The sequence below is a fragment of the Streptomyces sp. NPDC002809 genome (assembly GCF_040295435.1).
Classification (GTDB): Bacteria; Actinomycetota; Actinomycetes; order Streptomycetales; family Streptomycetaceae; genus Streptomyces.
On sequence record NZ_JBEOVJ010000002.1, the window covers coordinates 19829 to 40902 of the forward strand.

Genomic DNA, 21074 nt, shown 5'->3' on the forward strand with positions numbered 1-21074 from the left:
ACCGAGGCCGGCCCGGCGCGCTCCGGAAGGCACCTCGTGGATCAAATGGCCCTGCTGCTCCTGTTGTTGCTCGGAGCCGTGGTCACCGTGCCACTGGGGGACCGGCTCGGGCTTCCCGCGCCGGTGCTGATGACCCTCATGGGCGTCGTGATGGCCTTCCTCAGCTTCGTACCGAACGTGGACATCCCGCCCGAGATCATTCTTCCCGCGCTGTTGCCCCCGCTGCTCTACGCCTCCGTGCAGCGCACCTCCTGGCGGCAGTTCGCCGCCAACAAACGGCCGATCTTCCTGCTGGCCGTGGCGCTGGTCTTCCTCACGACGGCGGCCGTCGCCGCGGTGGCCAACGCGGTCGTTCCCGGACTGCCCATCGCAGCGGCCGTCGCACTCGGCGCGCTCGTCGCCCCGCCCGACCCGGTCGCGGCCACCGCTGTGGCCGGATCGGTCGGGCTGCCCCGCAGGCTCGTCTCCATCCTGGAGGGCGAGGGGCTGTTCAACGACGTGACCGCGATCGTGCTGTACCACGTGGCGATCGCCGCGGCGGTGAGCGGCACCTTCTCGGTTCCCGAGGCGTTCGGACTGCTGGTCCTGTCGGCCGTCGTCGCCGTGGCGGTGGGCGCCGCGCTCGGCTGGCTCACGATCAAACTCATGGGCCTGCTCGGCGACGCAACCCTCCAGGTCGGCCTCTCCCTGCTGGTGCCGTTCGTCAGCTATGTGCTCGCCGAGGAGCTGATGGGCTCCGGCGTGCTCGCCGTCCTGACCACCGCGCTCTTCCTCGCCGAGCACACGGCCGACGCCGACGACGTCCTCGGCCGGCTCACCGGCCGCACCTTCTGGGAGATCGTCGACACCCTCGTCACCGGTGTCGCCTTCGGACTGATCGGCCTCGAACTGCACAACGTCTTCGGTACCGCCGACGGGCGCGAACTGGAGATGGCCGGCTGGGCGCTGGCCGTCGTCGCCGTCGTCGTCGGCGTACGGCTGCTCTATCTGCTCCCCGCGACCTGGCTGGCCAAACGGCTGCACACCCGCCGCGACGTCAGCGAGGAGATCCCCACCAGCTGGCGGGAGACCGTGATCATGTGGTGGGCCGGGATGCGCGGCGTGGCCTCGGTCGCCCTTGCGCTGGCGATCCCGCTGGAGACGGATGACGGGAAGCCGTTCCCCGGCCGCGACGAGATCGTCTTCATCGCGTTCGCCGTGATCATGGTCACGCTGGTCTTCCAGGGCCTCACGCTTCCCTGGCTGGTGCGCCGGCTGGGGGTCCGGGCGGACACCGACGCCGAGGCCGCGCTGGAGCGGGACCTCGCGATCCGCGCCGCCAAGGCGGCCAAGCAGCGGCTCAAGGAGATCCAGGAGGTGGAGGAGTTCCCCGAGGACCTCGCGGAACGTCTCCAGCGGCTCGCCTACGACGTGGGCGCGCGGATCAGCCCCGACATGGTCGACGACGAGCGGCGCGAGGCGTACGCGCAGCGCGCCGAACGGTTCAAGGCGGTCAACCGCGTCCAGCGCGAGATGATGTCGGCCGCCCGTCACGCGGTGCTCTCCGCGCGCAGCGAGGCCGGGGCGGACCCCGAGGTGGTCGACCGGGTGCTGCGCCAGCTGGACGTACGCAGCCTGCGGTGACGCCGGTTCCCTTCAGCCGCGCCCGGTGCGCGGCGCCCTGCCCCAGCCCCCGGACTTCTCGTCCGTGCCGTTCACCGTCGGCCACGCGTCACCGGGCGGCAGCGCCGCGGGGGCCGTGGCGATCCTCGGCAGCGCGTACGGATGGTGGTCGCGCAGCCAGCCGATCAGCTGTTCCCGGACCGCGCAGCGCACCGTCCAGATGTCGTCCGCGTCCTTCGCCGTGACCACCGCACGCACCTGGATCGTGGAGGGCGTGGTGTCGGTGACCGCCAGCGACCAGTCCCGGCCGTCCCATGCGGCGCACTCGCCCAGGATGTCCCGCAGCTGTTCGCGCATGGCGGCGACCGGCGCCGAGTGGTCGAGGTGGAAGAAGACCGAACCGCTCATCTGGACCCCGCCGCGCGACCAGTTCTCGAACGGCTTGCTGGTGAAGTACGAGACCGGCATCGTGATCCGCCGCTCGTCCCAGGTCCGGACCGCGAGGAAGGTCAGCGTGATCTCCTCGACCGTGCCCCACTCGCCGTCCACCACCACCGTGTCACCGATCCGCACCATGTCGCCGAAGGCGATCTGCAGGCCCGCGAAGAGATTGCCGAGTGTGGACTGGGCGGCGACACCCGCGACGATGCCGAGGACGCCGGCCGAGGCCAGCATCGAGGTGCCGACCGTCTGCATGGCGGGGAACGTGAGCAGCATCGCGGCGACGGCGACGGTCGTCACGATCGCGATGACCACCCGCTGGATCAGCGTCACCTGTGTCCGCACCCGCCGCACCCGTGCCGGGTCCCGGGTGTTCGCCGCGTAGCGCGCGTACACCGAGTCCACCACCGCGACGGCGATCCGCACCACCAGCCAGGCCGACGCGCCGATCAGAACCAGCGTCAGCACCTGGCCGATGCCCGCCCGGTGGACCTTCACCAGGTCGAGCCGGGTCTGTGTGTAGGTGCCCCGCAGCAGGGCCGTGCACAGCGTCAGCTGGAACGGGATCCGGCAGCGCCGCAGCAGACCCCACAACGGGGTCTCGTGGTGCCGGCCGTCGGCCCGCCTGAGCAGCAGGTCGAGCAGCCAGCCCGCCACGAGAGTGATCAGGGCGGCCCCGCCGAGGACGATCAGCGGACGCAGTACGTTCTCCATGTCGTCGCTCTCCATGCTCTCGGCTCGGAGGTCCCGGTGAACTGGCACCATGGACCTCATGAACATCATGCTTTTCCACTCGACGTACGGTCTGCGCCCCGCGGTGCACGCGGCCGCCGACCGGCTGCGTGCCGCCGGGCATGAGGTGCACGTTCCCGATCTTTTCGGGGGACACACCTTCGAATCCGTCGAGGAAGGACTGGCCTTCAAGGAGGAGACGGGCAAGGAGGAGCTGCTCAAGCGGGCCGTGCTGGCCGCCGCACCCTACTCCGACCGCGGGCTGGTGTACGTGGGCTTCTCGCTCGGTGCGTCCGTCGCCCAGACGCTGGCGCTCGGGGACGCGAAGGCGCGCGGGCTGCTGCTCTTCCACGGCACGTCGGACATCGCCGAGAACGCGTCGGTGGACGAGCTGCCCGTGCAGCTGCACGTCGCCGACCCGGACCCGTTCGAGACGCACGACTGGCTGAACTCCTGGTATCTGCAGATGCAGCGGACCGGCGCCGATGTCGAGGTCTACCGGTACCCCGGCGCGGGGCACCTGTTCACCGACGCGGAACTGCCGGACTTCGACCAGGCGTCGGCCGAGCTGGCCTGGAAGGTCGCGATCGGCTTCCTCGCCACGCTGTGAGCACACGAGGGGCCCCGCGCACGGAACGGCGCGGGGCCCCTCGGGCATGAGAGAGCGGATCAGCCGCGGTACGCGACCCAGCTGTCGCTCATCCGCTGCACCTGGCCCGCGGTGAACTGGTACATGCAGGAGTCGTACGTGTAGTCCATGAAGTTGTGGATGGGGTCGACACCCGTCTTGTTGGTGCAGGTGTCGCGCCCGGTCGGGCACTCGAAGGCGGCGGTCTTCTCCGCGGGGGTGTCGGAGACGTAGTCGCCGTTGCCGTTACAGCCGCCCTGGAACGTGTGGTAGAGCCCCATCCAGTGGCCGACCTCGTGCGTCGCCGTGTCGCCCTCGTCGTAGTTGGTGGCGGAGCCGCCCGGGAGCGAGGTGTCCAGGATCACCACGCCGTCCATGGAGGGGCTGGAGCTGTAGGAGCTCGGGAAGGTCGCCCAGCCGAGCAGTCCGCCGCCGAGGTTGGCGGTGTAGACGTTGAGCGCGTTCTTGCCGCCCTTGCGCAGGGCCGTCTTCATCGCCTTCTCGGCCGATGAGCCCGAGGAGACGTTGTACCAGGTGGCGTTGTCCGTGTAGTCGGTGCCCGCCAGGGAGAACTGGAAGCCGGAGGGGGTGTTGCCGGTTCCCTGGCCGCTGTACGCGGCGTTCAGCACGCTCATCTGGCTGCTGATGTCGCCCGCGGTGAGCTTGCCCGTGCTGCCCGAGTGGATGACGTGGAAGTAGACCGGGACGGTCGCGCCGGCGGCGAGCGTGGAGCCGGTGACCCGGCGCTCGGCGACTCTCTGCTTGAGCTGCTTGTCGATGGCCGCGGCCTGGGCCGTGGTGAGTGCGTTGGGATCCGCGGCGTGCTGCGGGCCCGAGGGGCGGGCCTGGCGGGCGGTGGCGCCGGCCGGGGCGTCGGCGCAGGCCTCGGCCGAGGCGGCCGTGGCGGCCCTGCCGGAAGCGGCGGTGGCGCCGGAGGAGACGGAGAGGGGTGCCAGGGCCAGGGTTCCGGCCAGGACGGCGGTGCCGATCGCACGGTGACGCATACGCGGTGATATACGAGCAAGAGTGCGCACAGGGACTCCTCGCGGATGTGTGGGGGAGGGATTTCCTCACCCGCCGCCGGGGAGATTACGTGGGCATGTCATGTGTGGACGAGGATCGATCCGGCCCAATCATTCATGGTGCAAATCGGCGCAACGGGAAGAAAATCTTCTGCCCGCTCCGGAGTTTGAGACACGAACGTCATCTACGGGGACGTACTCGTGGCCGGTGTGTCCGCATTGGATCCCTGGAGGAAGTCGCCCGGCACGGCGTCGTCATCTGCCGTCAACACGGCCCGCAGTGGCCGGATCCTGACGGTCCGCGCGTACGACGGACGCGAACGGGCTGGTGAACCCGGTGGGTTCACCAGCCCGTTCGTCCGGGGCCGGGCGGATCAGCCCTTCAGCGCGGCGGTGATCGCGGTGTTGAAGTCCGCCACCGTCATCGGGGCGTTCTGGCTGTCCGAACCGGTCAGCGTCTTGCCGTCCATCTTCAGCGTCGGAGTGCCCTCGACGCCGCTCTTGTCGAAGACGGCGGACATCTTCATCGCCCAGGCGTCGTACGTGCCGTCCTCGACGTTCTTCTGGAAGGCGTCATTGCCCTTCAGCGCGTCCACCGTGTCGGCGACCTTGATCAGGTACGAGTCGTCCTTGAACTTGTCGTCCGTCTCCTCCGGGTGGTACTTCGCGGAGTAGAGCGCGTACTTGTAGTCGAGGAAGGCCTCGGGGCTCACGTTCAGCGCGGCGCCCAGGGCGCTCAGCGCGTTCTTCGAGCCCTCGCCGCCGTTGCTGTCGAGGAACGTGGCACCGATGTACTTGACCTTGTACTTGCCCGCGTCGACGTCCTTGTGGACGGTCTCACCGACGGTCTGCTCGAAACTGGCGCAGACCGGGCAGCGGGAGTCCTCGTACAGCTCCAGGGTCTTCTTGGCGGTCGACTTGCCGACCACGACGGTCGTGCCGTCCTTGCCCGAGGTGTTCTTCGGTGCGGTGACGCTCTTCGCGTCCGTCGCCGCGTCCCAGTGGTCCGGCTTGTTCAGCTGCATCACGCCGTAGGCGCCGCCGCCGATGATCGCGAGGGCGGCGACGACCGAGACGCCGACGACGACCTGCCGGCGGGTGCGGTCCTTCTTGGCCTGGCGCTCGCGCTCCACGCGCAGCCGCTCGCGGGCGGCGGACTTGTTGGCCTGGCTGTTGCGCTTGCTCATGGTCGGTTCTCCGTGGGGTGCGTGGTCGTACGTCATCAGGGACTTGCGTGCTCAGGCGGTGGCGCAGGCCGAGCGCGGCGGTCCCCTCCGTCCCACGGAGTGCACCAGGAAGCGGCTGTGGACGAGCAGGTGCGGGCCGGGGCCGCCTGTACCGGCCTTCAGGAGTACGGAGCGGCGGACCGCCCCCGCCACGGCCACCGCGATCAGCAGCGGCCGGAAGGCCAGCAGGGCGAACGTGCCCAGCAGCCCGGCGAGCGCCAGCTCACCGCGGTGCAGCCAGGCTGCGGCGAGCAGCCCGACCGTCACATGCGCGGCCAGCAGCAGCCACGGCACCAGGGGGCCGGGCGAGGCCAGCAGCGCGGCCGCGCCGTGACCGCCGGCGGTCACCGAGGTCAGGGGAGTGCCCACCTGGCCGACGCCGCCGAGCCCCGCCGCGCCCGTCCCGACGTCACCGCCGCCGCACAGCACGTCGACGCCGACCGACCGCAGTGGGCCCGCGATCGGGCCGCCCGCCGCGCCGTAGCAGAGGTGCTGGCCGGTGGTGAAGACGGTGTCCGCGGTCAGTTCCAGGGGCACCAGCAGCCCGGCGATGGCCCCGAAGCCACGCTCCCGGCCTGCCAGCGCGTAGGCCACGACGAAGACGGCGCCGGCCAGCACGGCGACGAGGGTCATCGGCAGCGGGACCCGGGAGAGCAGCACGTGGGAGGCAGCGGAGAGCGTCACGACGAGCGCTGTGAAAAGCGCCGCGCGTACGACTCTGAGCTGCGTGCCGGAGATGTCCATCGTCAGGGAGTGTCGCATGCGAACCTGTATGCGAGCCTTAAAGGTCCGGGGCACTGTGGGAAGGCTTACAGCTCCTTGCGGGCTTCCTACAGCCCCGGGATGCGGCCGTTGCGGAACAGGTCCACGAAGATCTGGTGGTCCGCGCGCGCCCGGGCCCCGTAGCTGTGGGCGAAGTCCACCAGCAGGTCTCCGAAGCCCTCCTCGTCGGCCGCGATCGCCGCGTCGATCGCCCGCTCGGTGGAGAACGGCACCAGCGAGTGGCCGCTCTCGTCGTCCGCCGCGGAGTGCATCGTCGCCGTCGCCCGGCCGAGGTCGGCGACGACGGCCGCGATCTCATCGGGCTCGTCGATGTCGGACCAGTCGAGGTCGACCGCGTACGGCGACACCTCGGCGACCAGCTGACCGGCCCCGTCCAGCTCGGTCCAGCCCAGCCACGGGTCGGCGTGCGCCTGGAGGGCACGCTGCGAGATCACCGTGCGGTGCCCCTCGTGCTGGAAGTAGCCCCGCACCGCCGTATCCGTGATGTGCCGGGAGACGGCAGGGGTCTGCGCCTGCTTGAGATAGATCACGACATCGTTCTCCAGGGCGTCGCTGTTGCCCTCCAGGAGGATGTTGTACGAGGGCAGCCCGGCCGATCCGATGCCGATTCCGCGACGGCCGACGACGTCCTTGACCCGGTAGGAGTCAGGGCGGGTCAGACTCGACTCCGGCAGCGTCTCCAGATAGCCGTCGAACGCCGCGAGGACCTTGTAGCGCGTTGCCGCGTCCAGGTCGATCGAGCCGCCGCCCTCCGCGAACCTGCGCTCGAAGTCACGGATCTCGGTCATCGAGTCCAGCAACGAGAACCGGGTCAGGGAGCGGGCGTCCCGCAGGGCGTCCAGGAGCGGCCCCTCGGCCGTGTCGAGCGTGAACGGCGGCACCTCGTCGTTCTTCGCGCCCGTCGCCAGCGCGTGGATCCGCTCGCGGTAGGCCGCCGCGTAGACCCGGACGAGCTCGCTGATCTGGTCGTCGCCCAGCGCCTTCGCGTAACCGATCAGGGCGACGGAGGCGGCGAAGCGCTTGAGGTCCCAGGTGAAGGGGCCCACATAGGCTTCGTCGAAGTCGTTCACGTTGAAGACGAGGCGCCCGTTGGCGTCCATGTACGTGCCGAAGTTCTCCGCGTGCAGATCGCCGTGGATCCACACCCGGCCGGTGCGCTCGTCGAGATACGGGCCGCCGTGCCGCTCCCGCTCCAGGTCGTTGTAGAAGAGGCACGCCGTGCCCCGGTAGAAGGCGAAGGACGAGCCCGCCATCTTGCGGAACTTCACCCGGAAGGCAGCCGGATCGGCGGCCAGCAGCTCACCGAAAGCGGTGTCGAAGACCTCGAGGATCTGCTCCCCGCGCTGCGCTGCGCCGGTCTGCGTTTCCGACATCTCTGGGTGCCTCCTGGTACCTGGCCTGCATGACGACGTACATGACAAAAGGGACGGGTGCTCCCGCCCTTCCAACGCGCGACCGTATCGCGGAGTGCCCGTCGCTTGTCACCTCGGAGACGTAGACTTCCACGCTGTCCCCCCCCGCCCCGTCATCCCCGCCCCCGGAGGCACAGCGCCGTGACCAAGCCGCCCTTCACGCACCTTCACGTCCACACCCAGTACTCGCTGCTGGACGGTGCCGCGCGGCTCAAGGACATGTTCGAGGCCTGCAACGAGATGGGCATGTCCCATATCGCGATGACGGACCACGGCAACCTGCACGGGGCGTACGACTTCTTCCATTCGGCCGTCAAGGCGAACGTGACGCCGATCATCGGGATCGAGGCGTACGTCGCTCCGGAGTCGCGCAAGCACAAGCGGAAGATCCAGTGGGGCCAGCCGCACCAGAAGCGCGACGACGTCTCCGGTTCGGGTGGTTACACCCACAAGACGATCTGGGCGTCGAACGCCAAGGGGCTGCACAACCTCTTCAAGCTGTCCTCGGACGCCTACGCCGAGGGCTGGCTGCAGAAGTGGCCGCGCATGGACAAGGAGACGATCTCCCAGTGGTCCGAGGGCCTGATCGCGTCCACCGGATGCCCCTCGGGCGAGGTGCAGACGCGGCTGCGGCTCGGGCAGTTCGACGAGGCGGTCCAGGCGGCCTCCGACTACAAGGACATCTTCGGCGAGGGCAAGTACTTCCTGGAGCTGATGGACCACGGCATCGAGATCGAGCGCCGGGTCCGTGACGGGCTCCTCGAAATCGGCAAGAAGCTGAACATCCCGCCGCTCGTGACGAACGACTCGCACTACACCTACGCCAGCGAGGCGACCGCGCACGACGCGCTGCTCTGCATCCAGACCGGCAAGAACCTCTCCGACCCGGACCGCTTCCGCTTCGACGGCACCGGCTACTACCTCAAGACGACGGACGAGATGTACGGCGTCGACTCCTCAGACGCCTGGCAGGAGGGCTGCGCCAACACCCTGCTGGTCGCGCAGCAGATCGACACCACCGGGATGTTCGAGAAGCGCGACCTGATGCCGAAGTTCGACATCCCGGACGGCTACACGGAGATCACCTGGTTCCAGGAGGAGGTCCGCGTCGGGATGGACCGCCGCTTCCCGGGCGGGGTCCCCGAGGACCGGCAGAAGCAGGTCGAGTACGAGATGGACATCATCATCCAGATGGGGTTCCCGGGGTACTTCCTGGTCGTCGCCGACTTCATCATGTGGGCCAAGAACAACGGCATCGCGGTCGGCCCCGGCCGAGGCTCCGCAGCCGGCTCGATCGTCTCGTACGCGATGGGCATCACCGACCTCGACCCGATCGAGCACGGACTGATCTTCGAGCGGTTCCTCAACCCCGAGCGCGTCTCCATGCCCGACGTCGACATCGACTTCGACGAGCGCAGGCGCGTCGAGGTGATCCGGTACGTGACCGAGAAGTACGGCGCCGACAAGGTCGCCATGATCGGCACCTACGGCAAGATCAAGGCCAAGAACGCGATCAAGGACTCGGCCCGCGTCCTCGGCTACCCCTACGCGATGGGCGACAGGCTCACCAAGGCCATGCCCGCCGACGTCCTCGGCAAGGGCATCGACCTCAACGGCATCACCGACCCCAAGCACCCGCGCTACAGCGAGGCCGGCGAGATCCGGGGGATGTACGAGAACGAGCCGGACGTCCAGAAGGTCATCGACACCGCGAAGGGCGTCGAGGGCCTGGTCCGGCAGATGGGCGTGCACGCCGCGGGCGTCATCATGTCCAGCGAGCCGATCGTCGACCACGCCCCGGTCTGGGTGCGGCACTCCGACGGCGTCACCATCACGCAGTGGGACTACCCGCAGTGCGAGTCGCTCGGCCTCCTGAAGATGGACTTCCTGGGGCTGCGCAACCTGACGATCATGGACGACGCCATCAAGATGGTGAAGTCCAACAAGGGCGTCGACCTGGAGATGCTGGCGCTTCCGCTGGACGACCCCAAGACGTACGAGCTGCTCTGCCGCGGTGACACGCTCGGGGTGTTCCAGTTCGACGGCGGGCCGATGCGCTCCCTGCTGCGCCAGATGCAGCCCGACAACTTCGAGGACATCTCCGCCGTCTCGGCCCTGTACCGGCCGGGCCCGATGGGCATGAACTCGCACACGAACTACGCCGAGCGCAAGAACGCCCGCCAGGAGATCACTCCGATCCACCCGGAGCTGGAGGAGCCGCTCAAGGAGGTCCTCGGCCTCACCTACGGCCTGATCGTGTACCAGGAGCAGGTACAGAAGGCCGCCCAGATCGTCGCCGGGTACTCGCTCGGCGAGGCCGACATCCTGCGCCGCGTGATGGGCAAGAAGAAGGCCGACGAGCTGGCGAAGAACTTCGTCCTCTTCGAGGCCGGTGCCAAGAAGAACGGCTTCTCCGACGCCGCGATCAAGGCGCTCTGGGACGTGCTGGTCCCGTTCGCCGGATACGCCTTCAACAAGGCGCACTCCTCCGCGTACGGCCTGGTCACCTACTGGACCGGATACCTCAAGGCCAACTACCCCGCCGAGTACATGGCGGCGCTGCTCACCTCGGTCAAGGACGACAAGGACAAGTCGGCGGTCTACCTCAACGAGTGCCGTCGCATGGGCATCAAGGTGCTCCCGCCGAACGTCAATGAGTCCGAGTCGAACTTCGCCGCACAGGGTGACGACGTCATCCTCTTCGGGTTGACGGCCATCCGTAACGTCGGTCAGAACGTCGTGGACTCGATCATCCGGTGCCGCAAGGCGAAGGGGAAGTACAACACCTTCCCCGACTTCCTCGACAAGGTCGAGGCGGTCGTCTGCAACAAGCGGACCGTGGAGTCGCTCATCAAGGCCGGGGCCTTCGACGAGATGGGCCACACCCGCAAGGGCCTCGTCGCGCACCACGAGCCCATGATCGACAACGTGGTGCAGGTCAAGCGCAAGGAGGCCGAGGGGCAGTTCGACCTCTTCGGCGGCGGCGAGGAGGACAGCGACGAGCCGGGCTTCGGTCTCGACGTGGAGTTCTCCGACATCGAGTGGGAGAAGTCCTACCTGCTGGCCCAGGAGCGCGAGATGCTCGGGCTCTACGTCTCCGACCACCCGCTCTTCGGCATCGAGCACGTGCTGAGCGACAAGTCCGACGCGGCGATCTCGCAGCTCACCGGCGGTGAACACAGCGACGGCGCGATCGTCACCATCGGCGGCATCATCTCCGGCCTCCAGCGCAAGATGACCAAGCAGGGCAACGCCTGGGCCATCGCCACCGTCGAGGACCTGGCCGGCTCCATCGAGTGCATGTTCTTCCCGGCCACCTACCAGCTGGTCTCCACCCAGCTCGTCGAGGACACCGTCGTCTTCGTCAAGGGACGCCTCGACAAGCGCGAGGACGTGCCCCGGCTCGTCGCCATGGAGATGCAGGTCCCCGACATCTCGAACGCGGGCACCAACGCCCCCGTGGTGCTGACCATCCCCACGGTCAAGATCACCCCGCCCATGGTCAGCCGGCTCGGCGAGGTGCTCAACAGCCACCGCGGCGACACCGAGGTGCGGATCAGGCTCCAGGGCCCCCGCAAGACCACGGTGCTCCGGCTCGACCGGCACCGGGTGAAGGCCGACCCCGCGCTCTTCGGAGACCTGAAGGTGCTGCTCGGCCCGTCCTGCCTGGCCGGCTGAGCACTGCCCGCACACGCACGAGAGGGGCGCCCCGCGAATGCGGGTGCGCCCCTCTCGGCTACCGGCCTGTGGCCGTACCGGAGAAGTCCGGTCAGTTGTGGCCGAAGCGCCGCTGATGCTTACGCGCAACATCGGCAGGGCTGCCCTGGGACTGCGCCTGGGGCTGGTTCTGCGACTCGAAAGCCGTGGACCGTGCCTCCTGCGCACCGCGCTCCGACTCGGACGCGCGGTCCTGCTGGCTGCCCTGCTTGCGGTTCTTGTTCTTGGCCATGGTGTTCCTCCTATGGGGACTCTCGGGGCCAGGACCGATGTCAGATTCACATAATCGGGTAAACACCGCATGTTGGATCATTACCGTGCGTAGTGAGGAGGTATGATGCGCGGTTTTCCGGATCCGCCACGCCGATGATCGAGTTCCGACCGTTAACCCCCGTGCGGTCGGGCAGACTCGAAGGAAACCCTGAGTAAGCGGATCCGATCCTTCTCCGAAGACCGGACCCGCTGGACCCGTTCCCGAATTCCTGGAAGAGGGTGGAACGCGTGGACCGTTGCGTCGTCCTGGTGGACGCCGGCTACTTGCTGGGCGCAGCCGCGAGCCTGCTGGCCGGAGAGCCCGCCCGTTCCCGCATCACCGTCGACCACGCGGCCCTGATCCAGGGCCTCAGGGAGCGGGCCGAGGCCGATACGGAACAGCCTCTGCTGCGGATCTACTGGTTCGACGGCGCCCCCGACCGCGTACCGCAGCCCGAACACCGCAGGCTGCGCGTCATGTCGCGGGTGACGGTACGGCTGGGCGCCCTCACCCGCAGCGACGGGCGCTGGGCGCAGAAGGGCGTCGACGCGGCGATGCACGCCGAGCTCACCGAGCTCGCCAGGAACCGCGCCTGCTCCGACGTCGTCCTGGTGACCGGCGACGGAGATCTGCTCCCCGGCCTGATGTCCGCCAAGGAACACGGCGTCGCCGTCCACCTCTGGGCCGTCCAGGCCGCCGACGGCGACTACAACCAGTCGGAGGACCTGGTCGCGGAGGCCGACGAGCGGCGCGTGCTGGACCGGGCCTGGATCACCCAGGCCGTGCGGGCCAAGGAGATGGGCGGGGCCTGTGCCCCGCCGCCCGTACCGCGCCCCGAGATCGCCGCGATCCTCTCCGCACCCCTGCCCGAAGCAGCCCTCGCGGCCTCCGCCGAGCGGGCATCGGAGGCCCAGGCCGAAGCCGCCCGCAACGGCACGTCCGCACCGCCCGACGAGAACACCGGGCACACCGCGCAGGGCCAGGGCGGCAGGGGCGTCCCGACCCCGAAGGACCTCGCGGGCACCCTGCGCGGCCCCGGGGCCCATGCGGACCGGCAGCAGCCTGCCCCGCCCCCCGCCAACGCGACCCTCCGCTGGTCCTCCGACCGCGGATGGGTGGAGCGAGGCGGCCCCCTCGGCGAACCCCCCGAGACCGCCTCCCTGCCGACGCTCGCCCAGGTCACCAGCGCCGAGCAGCGCTGGGCGGACCGGGAGGAGGACATCACCACGGTCGGCGGTGACCCCTTCGAGGTGGGGCAGGTCTTCGCCCGGCGCTGGATGGAACGGCTGCCGGAGACCGTCCACCTGCAGAAGCTGTCCACCATGTACCCCCGCATCCCGCACCGCATCGACGGCGAACTGCTGAGGTACGCGGCCCGCTTCGGGCTGCTCGCGCACAAGGACGACCAGATCGACGAGCACGACCGCTATGCGATCCGGGCGGGCTTCTGGCGCGAGATCGACGTGCGGGCCGCGGCGGAGCACGCCCCCGCAGGCGAGAAGCACCTCCCGGTGGCCGACCGGCCTGCTCCCGCCGTCGGGAAACCGGAGAATGCCGTGGCGTCCGGGGACTGAGGCCGCATCGGTACCCGCGGTGCTCAACCCGCCCCGTGTTTACCGCGTTGATGTCCGATCGGTGCGGCCCCGGGCGTAATGCGGGTCTCCGGACCCCGTACCCTCGTACCTCGTGAGTACGGGCACAGCACAGGCGCAGACGGCGAACGGCACTGTGTGCGCGGTGCGTGATCTGGTCAAGACCTACCCCGCGGCCCGGGGGCGGCGCGGCACTCCCGCCGCACCCGAGGTGCGTGCCACCGACGGCATCAGTCTGGACATCCGGCGCGGTGAGATCTTCGGACTGCTCGGCCCCAACGGCGCCGGCAAGTCCACCCTCGTACGGCAGCTCACCGGACTGATGCGGCCGGACTCGGGCAGCGTCGACATGCTGGGCCACGACCTCGTGCGCCACCCCGAACGGGCCTCCCGGCTGATCGGCTACCTCGGGCAGGAATCGACCGCGCTCGACGAGCTGACCGTCGCTCTCGCCGCCGAGACCACCGGACGGCTGCGCGGCCTGCCCGTACGCGAGGCCCGCGCCGAACGCGACGCGGTGCTCGGTGAACTCGGCCTCGACGAGCTCGCAGGCCGCCCCCTGAAGAAGCTCTCCGGCGGACAGCGACGGCTCGCCTGCGTCGCGGCCGCACTGGTCGGGGAGCGGCCGGTACTCATCCTCGACGAGCCGACGACCGGAATGGACCCCGTGGCCCGGCGTGCCGTCTGGGCCGCCGTCGACCGCCGGCGTGCCGAACGCGGTGCGACGGTGCTGCTGGTCACCCACAACGTCATCGAGGCCGAGACCGTCCTCGACCGGGTCGCCGTGATCGAGCGCGGCAAGGTCATAGCCTGCGACACCCCGGCCGGACTCAAGGAACGGGTCGCGGGCGAGGTCCGGGTGGAACTGGTGTGGCGCGAGCGGGCACCGCTGGACGTGCCCGAGGTCGCCGCCCTGCGGGCGTCCGCGCAGGAGTCAGGGCGCCGCTGGGTGCTGCGGCTCGGGCCCGACGAGGCGCGGGCGGCGGTCGCCGCCGTCACCGGTGGCGCGGCCTTCGCCGCACTCGACGACTTCACCCTGGCCACACCCAGCCTGGAGGATGTCTACCTGGCTCTCGGCGGGGACGCGACCAAGGGACTGGTGAAGTCATGAGCGGGATCGGTGCGGTGGGCGAAGCGGAGCGGTACGGGTGTGTGGCCGGGCAGGGACCGAACGGGAGCAGCGTCAGGTGACGAGCATTGTTCCTGCGGAAGCGGTGTCCGGTAGGGCCGGGCAGCCGGACCGGACAGGGGGGACCGACCGGACCGGACCCCACGACCTGCCCGCGCCGGCCGACGGCGTACCGGGCCCGGCGCCCGCACCGGCCGGTGACGGCGTACCGGGCCGGGAGGCCGAGCCGCTCGCGCCGCGCGCCCGGCTGTTCCCCTCGCTCGCCGCGGTCTACCGGGCCCAGCTGTCCCGGGCCCGCGTCGCACGCATCCCACTGCTCTTCGTGGCGACCTTCCAGTCCATCGGGATCATGGTCCTGATGCGCGGGGTCGTGGACGGCGGCTCCGAGGCCCGTGCCGTCGTGGCCGGATCCAGCGTCCTGGTCGTCGCCTTCGTCGCGCTGAACATGCTGGCCCAGTACTTCGGTCAGCTAAGGGCCGGCGGAGGGCTCGACCACTACGCGACCCTGCCGGTGCCGCCCGCGGCCGTGGTGCTCGGAGCGGCCGGGGCGTACGCCTCCTTCACCGTGCCCGGCACGATCGTGACAGCGGTGGCGGGCAGCGTGCTGTTCGGGCTGCCGATGGTCCACCTGTGGGTGCTCGTCGCGGTCATCCCCCTCTCCGGTGCGGCGCTCTCCGGACTCGGCGCCGCCTTCGGGCTGCTCGCGCCCCGGCAGGAGCTGGCCACGCTGCTGGGCCAGCTGGGCATGTCCGCGGCGCTGCTGCTGGGCGTGCTTCCGGCGGACCGGCTGCCCGGGCCCATCGGCTGGGCCCGCGACCTGCTTCCCTCCACCTACGGGGTCGAGGCGCTCGCCCGCTCCTTCGACACCCACCCGGACTGGGCCGTCATCGCCCTCGATCTCGCCGTCTGCGCCGTCGTCGGTGTCCTCTCGCTCGCCGTGGCGACCTGGGCGTACCGCAGGGCAGCGGTCCGGTGAGGCGCGCCACAGGGACGCCTGGCACGATGGCACGGTGACAGCACCTCTGACGCCGCCGCACCAGCCCTCGCCCCACGACCCGTGGCAGAAGCCGCCGGAAGGGGGTGGCCCCGGCGGATCCCACCTCGGAACCCTGTTGAGGTCGCCGGAGGAGAGGGAACTCCGTACGGAACTGCGCCGGGCGGCACTGGTCGCCGTCGCGGTGACCGTCGCCGGGGTCGCGCTCGGCCTGCTCTGGCTGTGGCTTGCGCCGCGGGTACCCCTGGTCTCCGACGACACCGCCGTCTTCCTCAGCGACAGCGAGGGGGAGGAGGCGATCGGCGCCGACGGCACGTTCGCGCTGCTCGCGCTGGCCTTCGGTGCGGTCTCGGCCGCGCTGGTCTTCTGGTTCCACCGGAAGGGCGGGATCGCCCTCGTGGTGGCGCTCGCCGTGGGGGGCCTACTCGGCTCGCTCCTGGCGTGGCAGCTCGGTACCCGGCTGGGACCCACCGACGACGTGGTCGCCCATGCGCGCGAGGTCGGCAAGGGCGTGATCTTCGATGCGCCGCTGGAGCTGCATGCGAAGGGGGCGTTGCTGGCGTGGTCGTTGGCGGCGATGGCCGTGCATCTGGGGCTGACGGCGTTGTTCGGGCCGCGGGATCCTGAGCCGGAGTGGGGGGTGTACCACGGGGCGCCGTCCGGGCCTGCGCCCGCGCCGTCGGGGGGTGCGCCCGCGCCGTCCGGGCCTGCGCCCGCGCCTTCGTCCTCGCCCGAGGCGGGGCCGCCCGGTCCGTCCGCGGGGGCGTGAGCGGGGCCGCTGCGCGGGGCTCGTCCCCTACCCGCCCCTTCCCGTAACCGGGGCTCTGCCCCGGACCCCGGTCCTCAAGCGCCGGACGGGCTGAAGGGAGCTACCAGCCCGGGGGCGTGCGACGGGCTGAGGGGGGATCGGCCCCCGTGGGCCCGCGGCGTGCGACGGGCTGAGGGGGGATCGGCCCCCGTGGGCCCGGGGCGTGGGACGGGCTGGGTGTGGGTTGGATCGGCCTCCGTGGGCCCGGGGCGTGAAACGGGCTGGGCAGGGCTGGGGGTTTCAGCCCGTGCGGTGGCTGAGGGTGGAGCCGTTGTGGCGGGCGGGCTTGAGTGGCCTGTGAGCCCGGAGCCGTGCGACGGGCTGAGAGCGGGTTGGATTTGCCCCCGTGGGCCCGCGGCGTGGGACGGGCTGGGCAGGGCGGGTGGTCTCAGCCTGTCCGGTGGTTGAGGGCGGAGCCGGGGGTGCTGAGGGCCGGCGCCTCTCCGTGGGCCCTAGCCGCGGCCGATCGGGGCGAAGACCGCGTCCGTCAGGGATGCCAGGTCCGTGGGGGACAGTTCGACCTCCAGGCCGCGGCGGCCCGCCGACACGCAGATCGTCGTGTGGGACCGGGCCGACGCGTCCAGCACCGTGGGCAGCCGTTTGCGCTGGCCCAGGGGGGAGATGCCGCCGAGGACGTAGCCCGTGGTGCGCTCCGCCGCTGCCGGGTCCGCCATGGTGGCGCGCTTGCCGCCGGCCGCCGAGGCCAGGGCCTTCAGGTCCAGGGAGCCCGCCACGGGGACGACCGCGACCGTCAGGCGGCCGTCCACGTCGGCGACCAGGGTCTTGAACACCCGGTCGGGGGAGACACCGAGGGCCTCGGCCGCCTCCTCGCCGTAGGAGGCCGATGCGGGGTCGTGCTCGTACGCGTGCACGGTGAACTCCGTGCCGGCCGCGGTCAGCGCGACCGTCGCGGGGGTGCCGCCGGACTGGGGCTGCTTCTTCGGCTTCTTCGCCACGGGGGAGAGGCCCTCCGGTCGCTCAGTTGGGGTGGGTCGGGGCGCGGGTGAGTTCCACGGCGGGCAACGACGGGAGATGGCGGATGACGGCCGTCTCGGAGCGCAGGATCGTCAGCTCCTCGCGGAGCCGGGTCGCGGTGTCCGGGGCCTGGAGCAGCCGCTGTTTGGCGGGGATGTCGAGGACCGCCGCCGCGGCGACCAGATAGGAGACGACCGACGGCTCGCCGGGCAGGTCCGCGCCCGTGGTCAGGGAGCGCTCGCTCGCACCCGCCAGCCGCTTCTGGTACGCGCGGAAGGCCCGCAGGACGCCCTCGGTGAGCGCCTCCGCCTCCTCGCCCGGGTCCTCGTCCAGCTCTTCGAGTTCGGCGGTGAGATAGGGGCCGCTCGCGTCCACGGACAGGAGCCTCACGCGGCTGGTACCGGTCGCCAGGACCTCGAAGCTGCCGTCCGAACGCTCCCGGATCTTCGCCGCGTCGGCGATACAGCCGACCCGGTGGAACGTCTGGACTGGATCCGGGCCGAAGCCGTCCGCCGGGCCGCGCTCGACGGGGACCGTCACCGCGTCCGGCATGCCCGCGGCCGTCGGGGCGGTCTCGCGGCCGTCGCGGATGGCGACCACGGCGAAGCGGCGCGGTTCGTCCTCATCGGTCCTCAGCAGCTCGCGCATCATGGCGCGATAACGCTCCTCGAAGACGTTCAGGGGCAGCACAAGGCCGGGAAACAGCACCGCGTTCAGCGGAAACAGAGGCAGGCGAGCGGTGGTCACAACGGTCAAGCGTAATGGCCGCGCGCCCGTCCCCTGTCGGCCCGGTGGCCGAGCGGCGTCCGGGAGGCCACCCGGAGCCGTGCCGAGTCCCGTACGTCGAGGAACCTGCCGAGCGGATCGTCGGACACACAGGCCCACGGGAACGACGCCGCGTGGGGTCCGATCTGCCGGAACTGTTCCAGTGCCTCGTCCCATCGGCCCCGCATCACCAGCACGTACGCGAGCAGATTGCGTACCTCGGCCGGCCATGCGTCGCCCGGTGCGAAGGCGGCGGACAGCGAGATCGCCAGATCCGCCGCGGCGTCGATCCGGTCCTCCTGCACCGAGGTGAACCCGCTCCCCGGCCCTTCGGTCAGCACCGCGAAGGCGGCCCGGAGCGGCAGCGCCTGCACCAGCGAACTGGGCAGCGAGTCCTCGGCGGCCCGCTCGGCGAAGTCGAAGCACTCGCGGTGCGATCCGTACCAGGCGGCGGAGAGGTACTGGAGAGCGGAGACATGGCAGCCGTAATGGTGCGTGGAGCGCTGTATCGCCTGTTCCCACAGGGCCTCGAACGTGGTGTGCGTGGCATGGGTGCCGCGGGCGTGGTCAAGCGCGAGGCGCCAGGGCACCGGATCGCGCGGATCGCTCTCGGCCGCCGCCGTGATCATCGGTGCGACCGCGCGCAGCTGCTCGGCGCGGGCCGGTGACTCCCAGGCCCGCTCGACCGCGAGCTGGGCCTTGACGAGGATCGCGTCGCAGTCGTGCGGGGCGGCGGCCAACCAGTCGCGGAGCCAGCCGTCCCGGTTGCGGGCGAAGGCCACCAGCCGGTTCAGATACCGGTCCCGGCTCTCCCACTCGGCGGCGTCCCGGGTCGTCGCCAGCAGCTTCGCCGCCGGTTCGTACTCCCCGAGGGCGGCCGCCACCAGCGCGGGCGAGAGCCGCTCGTCGGGGGCGTCGAGCATCACCGCATGGTCGGCGGGCAACCCGGCGGAGAGCTCCGGGGTGTGCCGGATCATGCGCGCGGTACGGAGCAGAGCGCGGAGGAAAGGCATGGTGCAGACCATTGAAAAGCGCTGGTCGGGGCGGCGCCAGAGGGGTGCTGTGAAGCTTTGGTAGGGAGTGGATGGGTTGTGCTGCCGGGGGCCAAGAAACAGTAAAGGAAATCGCGGAATCTGGCCTGTTCCGGACGTTCCGGTGGTGACGTCCCGGCGGTGTGTCCGACGCCGGGACGCGACCGTTCGGTCACTTCCCGGCCTTCCGGCGCAAGGTGCCCAGGGCCGGCGGCCCCTCCGGTGGGCCGCCCGCCCGGTCAGTTGCGGCGCAGCAACCGTGAGGCACCGGCCGCGACGGTGGTGGCCAGTATCCATCCCAGCAGAACCAGGGCGGCCGCGACCCACTGCCAGCCGCCCTCCAGCCGCCAGTACCCGTCCTGGCCGAGGTTGATCACCGGCACCAGCAGATCCAGCGCGTACAGCGCGGGATTCCACTTCGGATGCTCGCCGCCCTTGATCGACGCCGGTTCGTACCGTGAGAACGCCACCGTGCCCGCCGCCCACAGCACCGCCATCCACACCGTGGCCCGCCCCGGCCGGTAGCCGTACGCCACCGTCCAGTCCTGGACGAAGCCCCAGAGCTTCGCGGCGGGCGGCAGCGTCTCCCGGCGGCGCCGCTGCTTGGCGAGCAGCACCTCGCGGGCGTCCGCGTCCTCCCCGCTGCTGCGGAGCACGGCGGCCAGCCGCTCGTACGGCTCCGGTACGTACTCCGGGGTCGCCGCCGCCACCCATTCCAGGCGCCGGGAGAGCGGGAAGTGTCCGTACGGGACGAGGTTCTCGTACACGAAACCGCCCATCGCCAGACCGCCCGGTCCCGGCCAGCTGCTCGACACGTCGATCAGCGTGACGACCTTCGCCCCGTTGAGCACCACCCTGCCCTGGGCCGGGCGCGCCGGATTGAACCGCAGTTCCGGAGCGACTATCCGGCGCAGTGACAGCTCCTCGTGGCCGGCCAGCACGAAGACGGCCTTGTGCAGATCGACCGCGTCACCGAACCGTCCGTCGTCCAGCCGTACCCCGCCCCGGCACCGGAAGACCTGCGGGCGGGTGCCGCGGGCCGGTGTCGTGGAGGTGGGGGTGCCGTGCGGGGGAGTGGTGCCCAGATTCCCCGAGTCCACGCTGACCCAGGCCTCGCTCATGTACAGCGTCCGCTCCACGCTGAGCTGCGGGGCGTTGAGCGCACGGCGCCCCTGCGTCGCCCGCAGCCGGCTGCCGCGCAGACTCAGTGAACCGCCCACCTTCGCCCCGCGCAGGCTCAGCTCGCCGAGCGTCTCGATCATCTCGGCCTGCAGGTCCTGGGCGACCGCGAGTCCGTCGCCGATGAGCGCCCGCCCCTGCCGGTCGGGGCCGATCTCGATCTGGTTGATCAGCAGATCCGTACCGATCTGGGCATCCGTGAGCCTGATCCCGCGCTCGATCCGGCACCGAGGCAGATGCAGGTCGCCCTCGGTGCGCAGCCGCGCCGCCTCCAGCCGCGGCATCACGCAGCCCACCATCCGGAGCGTCGTGAAGTGGCACTCGGGCAGCACCACCTCCTCGTCGAACCGGCAGCCCGTCAGTTCCACGTACGGATCGACGCGCCCGCCCGCGAGGTCGAGCCTTCCCGTGATCCGCAGCCCCCTGAGCTTCAGCGCCGCCACCCGGCCGGGCCGGGGCCGTGGACCGCTCAGCAGCAGCAGGGCGACGACCCGGGCTTCCACGCATCGCTCGGGACCCCAGGCATACGGGGCGAAAGGATCGTCGCGCACCCTGTCGCGGGCGCGCAGGTCGTAGGTGGTCCCGGTCCGGAAGGACTGCCACATGCCCAGCTCTGGCGCGCTGAGGCCGTCCGGAAATTCCCCGTCGCGCGGTTCGGTCACCGGCGCTCCTTCCACTCGGAGCTGTAACGACCCGGTACACGATGGCGAGCGGGCTCCCGGCGTCGGGCGACTCGGGCTCCGGCGTTGTCGTCGGTCCGACGACGCCCCGCGTCGCTTCCCTCC

General features: G+C 70.7%; 17 protein-coding genes. 7 read left to right on the forward strand and 10 right to left on the reverse strand.

What is annotated here, in order from left to right:
* Positions 1–36: 36 nt before the first annotated feature.
* The gene (locus ABT025_RS01410; RefSeq protein WP_350988535.1) at positions 37–1623 is read left to right on the forward strand and encodes a Na+/H+ antiporter; all 1587 of its coding nucleotides are present in this window, start codon (positions 37–39) and stop codon (positions 1621–1623) included.
* Positions 1624–1635: 12 nt separating this feature from the next.
* Here the strand turns inward: ABT025_RS01410 and ABT025_RS01415 are convergent, their stop codons facing one another.
* Complete coding sequence (locus tag ABT025_RS01415) at positions 1636–2757, reverse strand: mechanosensitive ion channel family protein (protein WP_350988537.1); 1122 nt, start codon at positions 2755–2757, stop codon at positions 1636–1638.
* A gap of 49 nt (positions 2758–2806) precedes the next feature.
* On the opposite strand from ABT025_RS01415, the gene ABT025_RS01420 reads away from it, so the two are divergent.
* Complete coding sequence (locus tag ABT025_RS01420; protein WP_350988539.1) at positions 2807–3385, forward strand: dienelactone hydrolase family protein; 579 nt, start codon at positions 2807–2809, stop codon at positions 3383–3385.
* 59 nt (positions 3386–3444) lie between these two features.
* Here the strand turns inward: ABT025_RS01420 and ABT025_RS01425 are convergent, their stop codons facing one another.
* The 4 genes from ABT025_RS01425 to ABT025_RS01440 form a co-directional block, all read right to left on the reverse strand.
* On the reverse strand, positions 3445–4407 hold the full coding sequence (locus tag ABT025_RS01425) for a zinc metalloprotease (protein ID WP_350988541.1): 963 nt from the start codon (positions 4405–4407) through the stop codon (positions 3445–3447).
* A 392-nt stretch (positions 4408–4799) separates the two neighbouring features.
* Complete coding sequence (locus ABT025_RS01430) at positions 4800–5612, reverse strand: DsbA family protein (RefSeq protein WP_350988543.1); 813 nt, start codon at positions 5610–5612, stop codon at positions 4800–4802.
* A 51-nt stretch (positions 5613–5663) separates the two neighbouring features.
* On the reverse strand, positions 5664–6395 hold the full coding sequence (locus ABT025_RS01435; RefSeq protein ID WP_350988920.1) for a hypothetical protein: 732 nt from the start codon (positions 6393–6395) through the stop codon (positions 5664–5666).
* 86 nt (positions 6396–6481) lie between these two features.
* Positions 6482–7807 (reverse strand): DUF2252 domain-containing protein, encoded by a 1326-nt coding sequence (locus tag ABT025_RS01440; protein ID WP_350988545.1) that lies wholly within the window; start codon positions 7805–7807, stop codon positions 6482–6484.
* A gap of 180 nt (positions 7808–7987) precedes the next feature.
* Here ABT025_RS01440 and dnaE point away from each other — a divergent pair, with 180 nt between their 5' ends.
* On the forward strand, positions 7988–11524 hold the full coding sequence (dnaE, locus tag ABT025_RS01445) for a DNA polymerase III subunit alpha (protein WP_350988547.1): 3537 nt from the start codon (positions 7988–7990) through the stop codon (positions 11522–11524).
* A gap of 91 nt (positions 11525–11615) precedes the next feature.
* On the opposite strand, the gene ABT025_RS01450 is transcribed toward dnaE, so the two are convergent.
* Positions 11616–11795 (reverse strand): hypothetical protein, encoded by a 180-nt coding sequence (locus ABT025_RS01450; protein WP_148017758.1) that lies wholly within the window; start codon positions 11793–11795, stop codon positions 11616–11618.
* A 260-nt stretch (positions 11796–12055) separates the two neighbouring features.
* Between ABT025_RS01450 and ABT025_RS01455 the strand changes: the two genes are divergently transcribed.
* The 4 genes from ABT025_RS01455 (at position 12056) to ABT025_RS01470 (ending at position 16300) form a co-directional block, all read left to right on the forward strand.
* The gene (locus ABT025_RS01455) at positions 12056–13390 is read left to right on the forward strand and encodes an NYN domain-containing protein (protein WP_350988550.1); all 1335 of its coding nucleotides are present in this window, start codon (positions 12056–12058) and stop codon (positions 13388–13390) included.
* Between the two features lie 154 nt (positions 13391–13544).
* Complete coding sequence (locus ABT025_RS01460) at positions 13545–14519, forward strand: ABC transporter ATP-binding protein (RefSeq protein WP_350988922.1); 975 nt, start codon at positions 13545–13547, stop codon at positions 14517–14519.
* Positions 14520–14595: 76 nt separating this feature from the next.
* Positions 14596–15513 carry an ABC transporter permease gene (locus tag ABT025_RS01465; protein WP_502971871.1) on the forward strand — a complete coding sequence of 306 codons (918 nt, stop codon included), beginning with the start codon at positions 14596–14598 and terminating at the stop codon, positions 15511–15513.
* Between the two features lie 34 nt (positions 15514–15547).
* Positions 15548–16300 (forward strand): ABC transporter permease, encoded by a 753-nt coding sequence (locus tag ABT025_RS01470; protein WP_350988552.1) that lies wholly within the window; start codon positions 15548–15550, stop codon positions 16298–16300.
* Positions 16301–16791: 491 nt separating this feature from the next.
* Here the strand turns inward: ABT025_RS01470 and ybaK are convergent, their stop codons facing one another.
* The 4 genes from ybaK to ABT025_RS01490 form a co-directional block, all read right to left on the reverse strand.
* Complete coding sequence (gene ybaK / locus ABT025_RS01475) at positions 16792–17295, reverse strand: Cys-tRNA(Pro) deacylase (protein WP_350988554.1); 504 nt, start codon at positions 17293–17295, stop codon at positions 16792–16794.
* Between the two features lie 22 nt (positions 17296–17317).
* A complete protein-coding gene (locus ABT025_RS01480; protein WP_350988556.1) occupies positions 17318–18061 on the reverse strand; it encodes an LON peptidase substrate-binding domain-containing protein in 744 nt (247 codons plus the stop codon).
* A gap of 5 nt (positions 18062–18066) precedes the next feature.
* Positions 18067–19104: a hypothetical protein gene (locus ABT025_RS01485; RefSeq protein ID WP_350988558.1), complete on the reverse strand. Its 1038-nt coding sequence runs from the start codon at positions 19102–19104 to the stop codon at positions 18067–18069.
* Between the two features lie 245 nt (positions 19105–19349).
* Positions 19350–20951 carry an oxidoreductase gene (locus tag ABT025_RS01490; RefSeq protein WP_350988560.1) on the reverse strand — a complete coding sequence of 534 codons (1602 nt, stop codon included), beginning with the start codon at positions 20949–20951 and terminating at the stop codon, positions 19350–19352.
* Between the last annotated feature and the right edge of the window lie 123 nt (positions 20952–21074).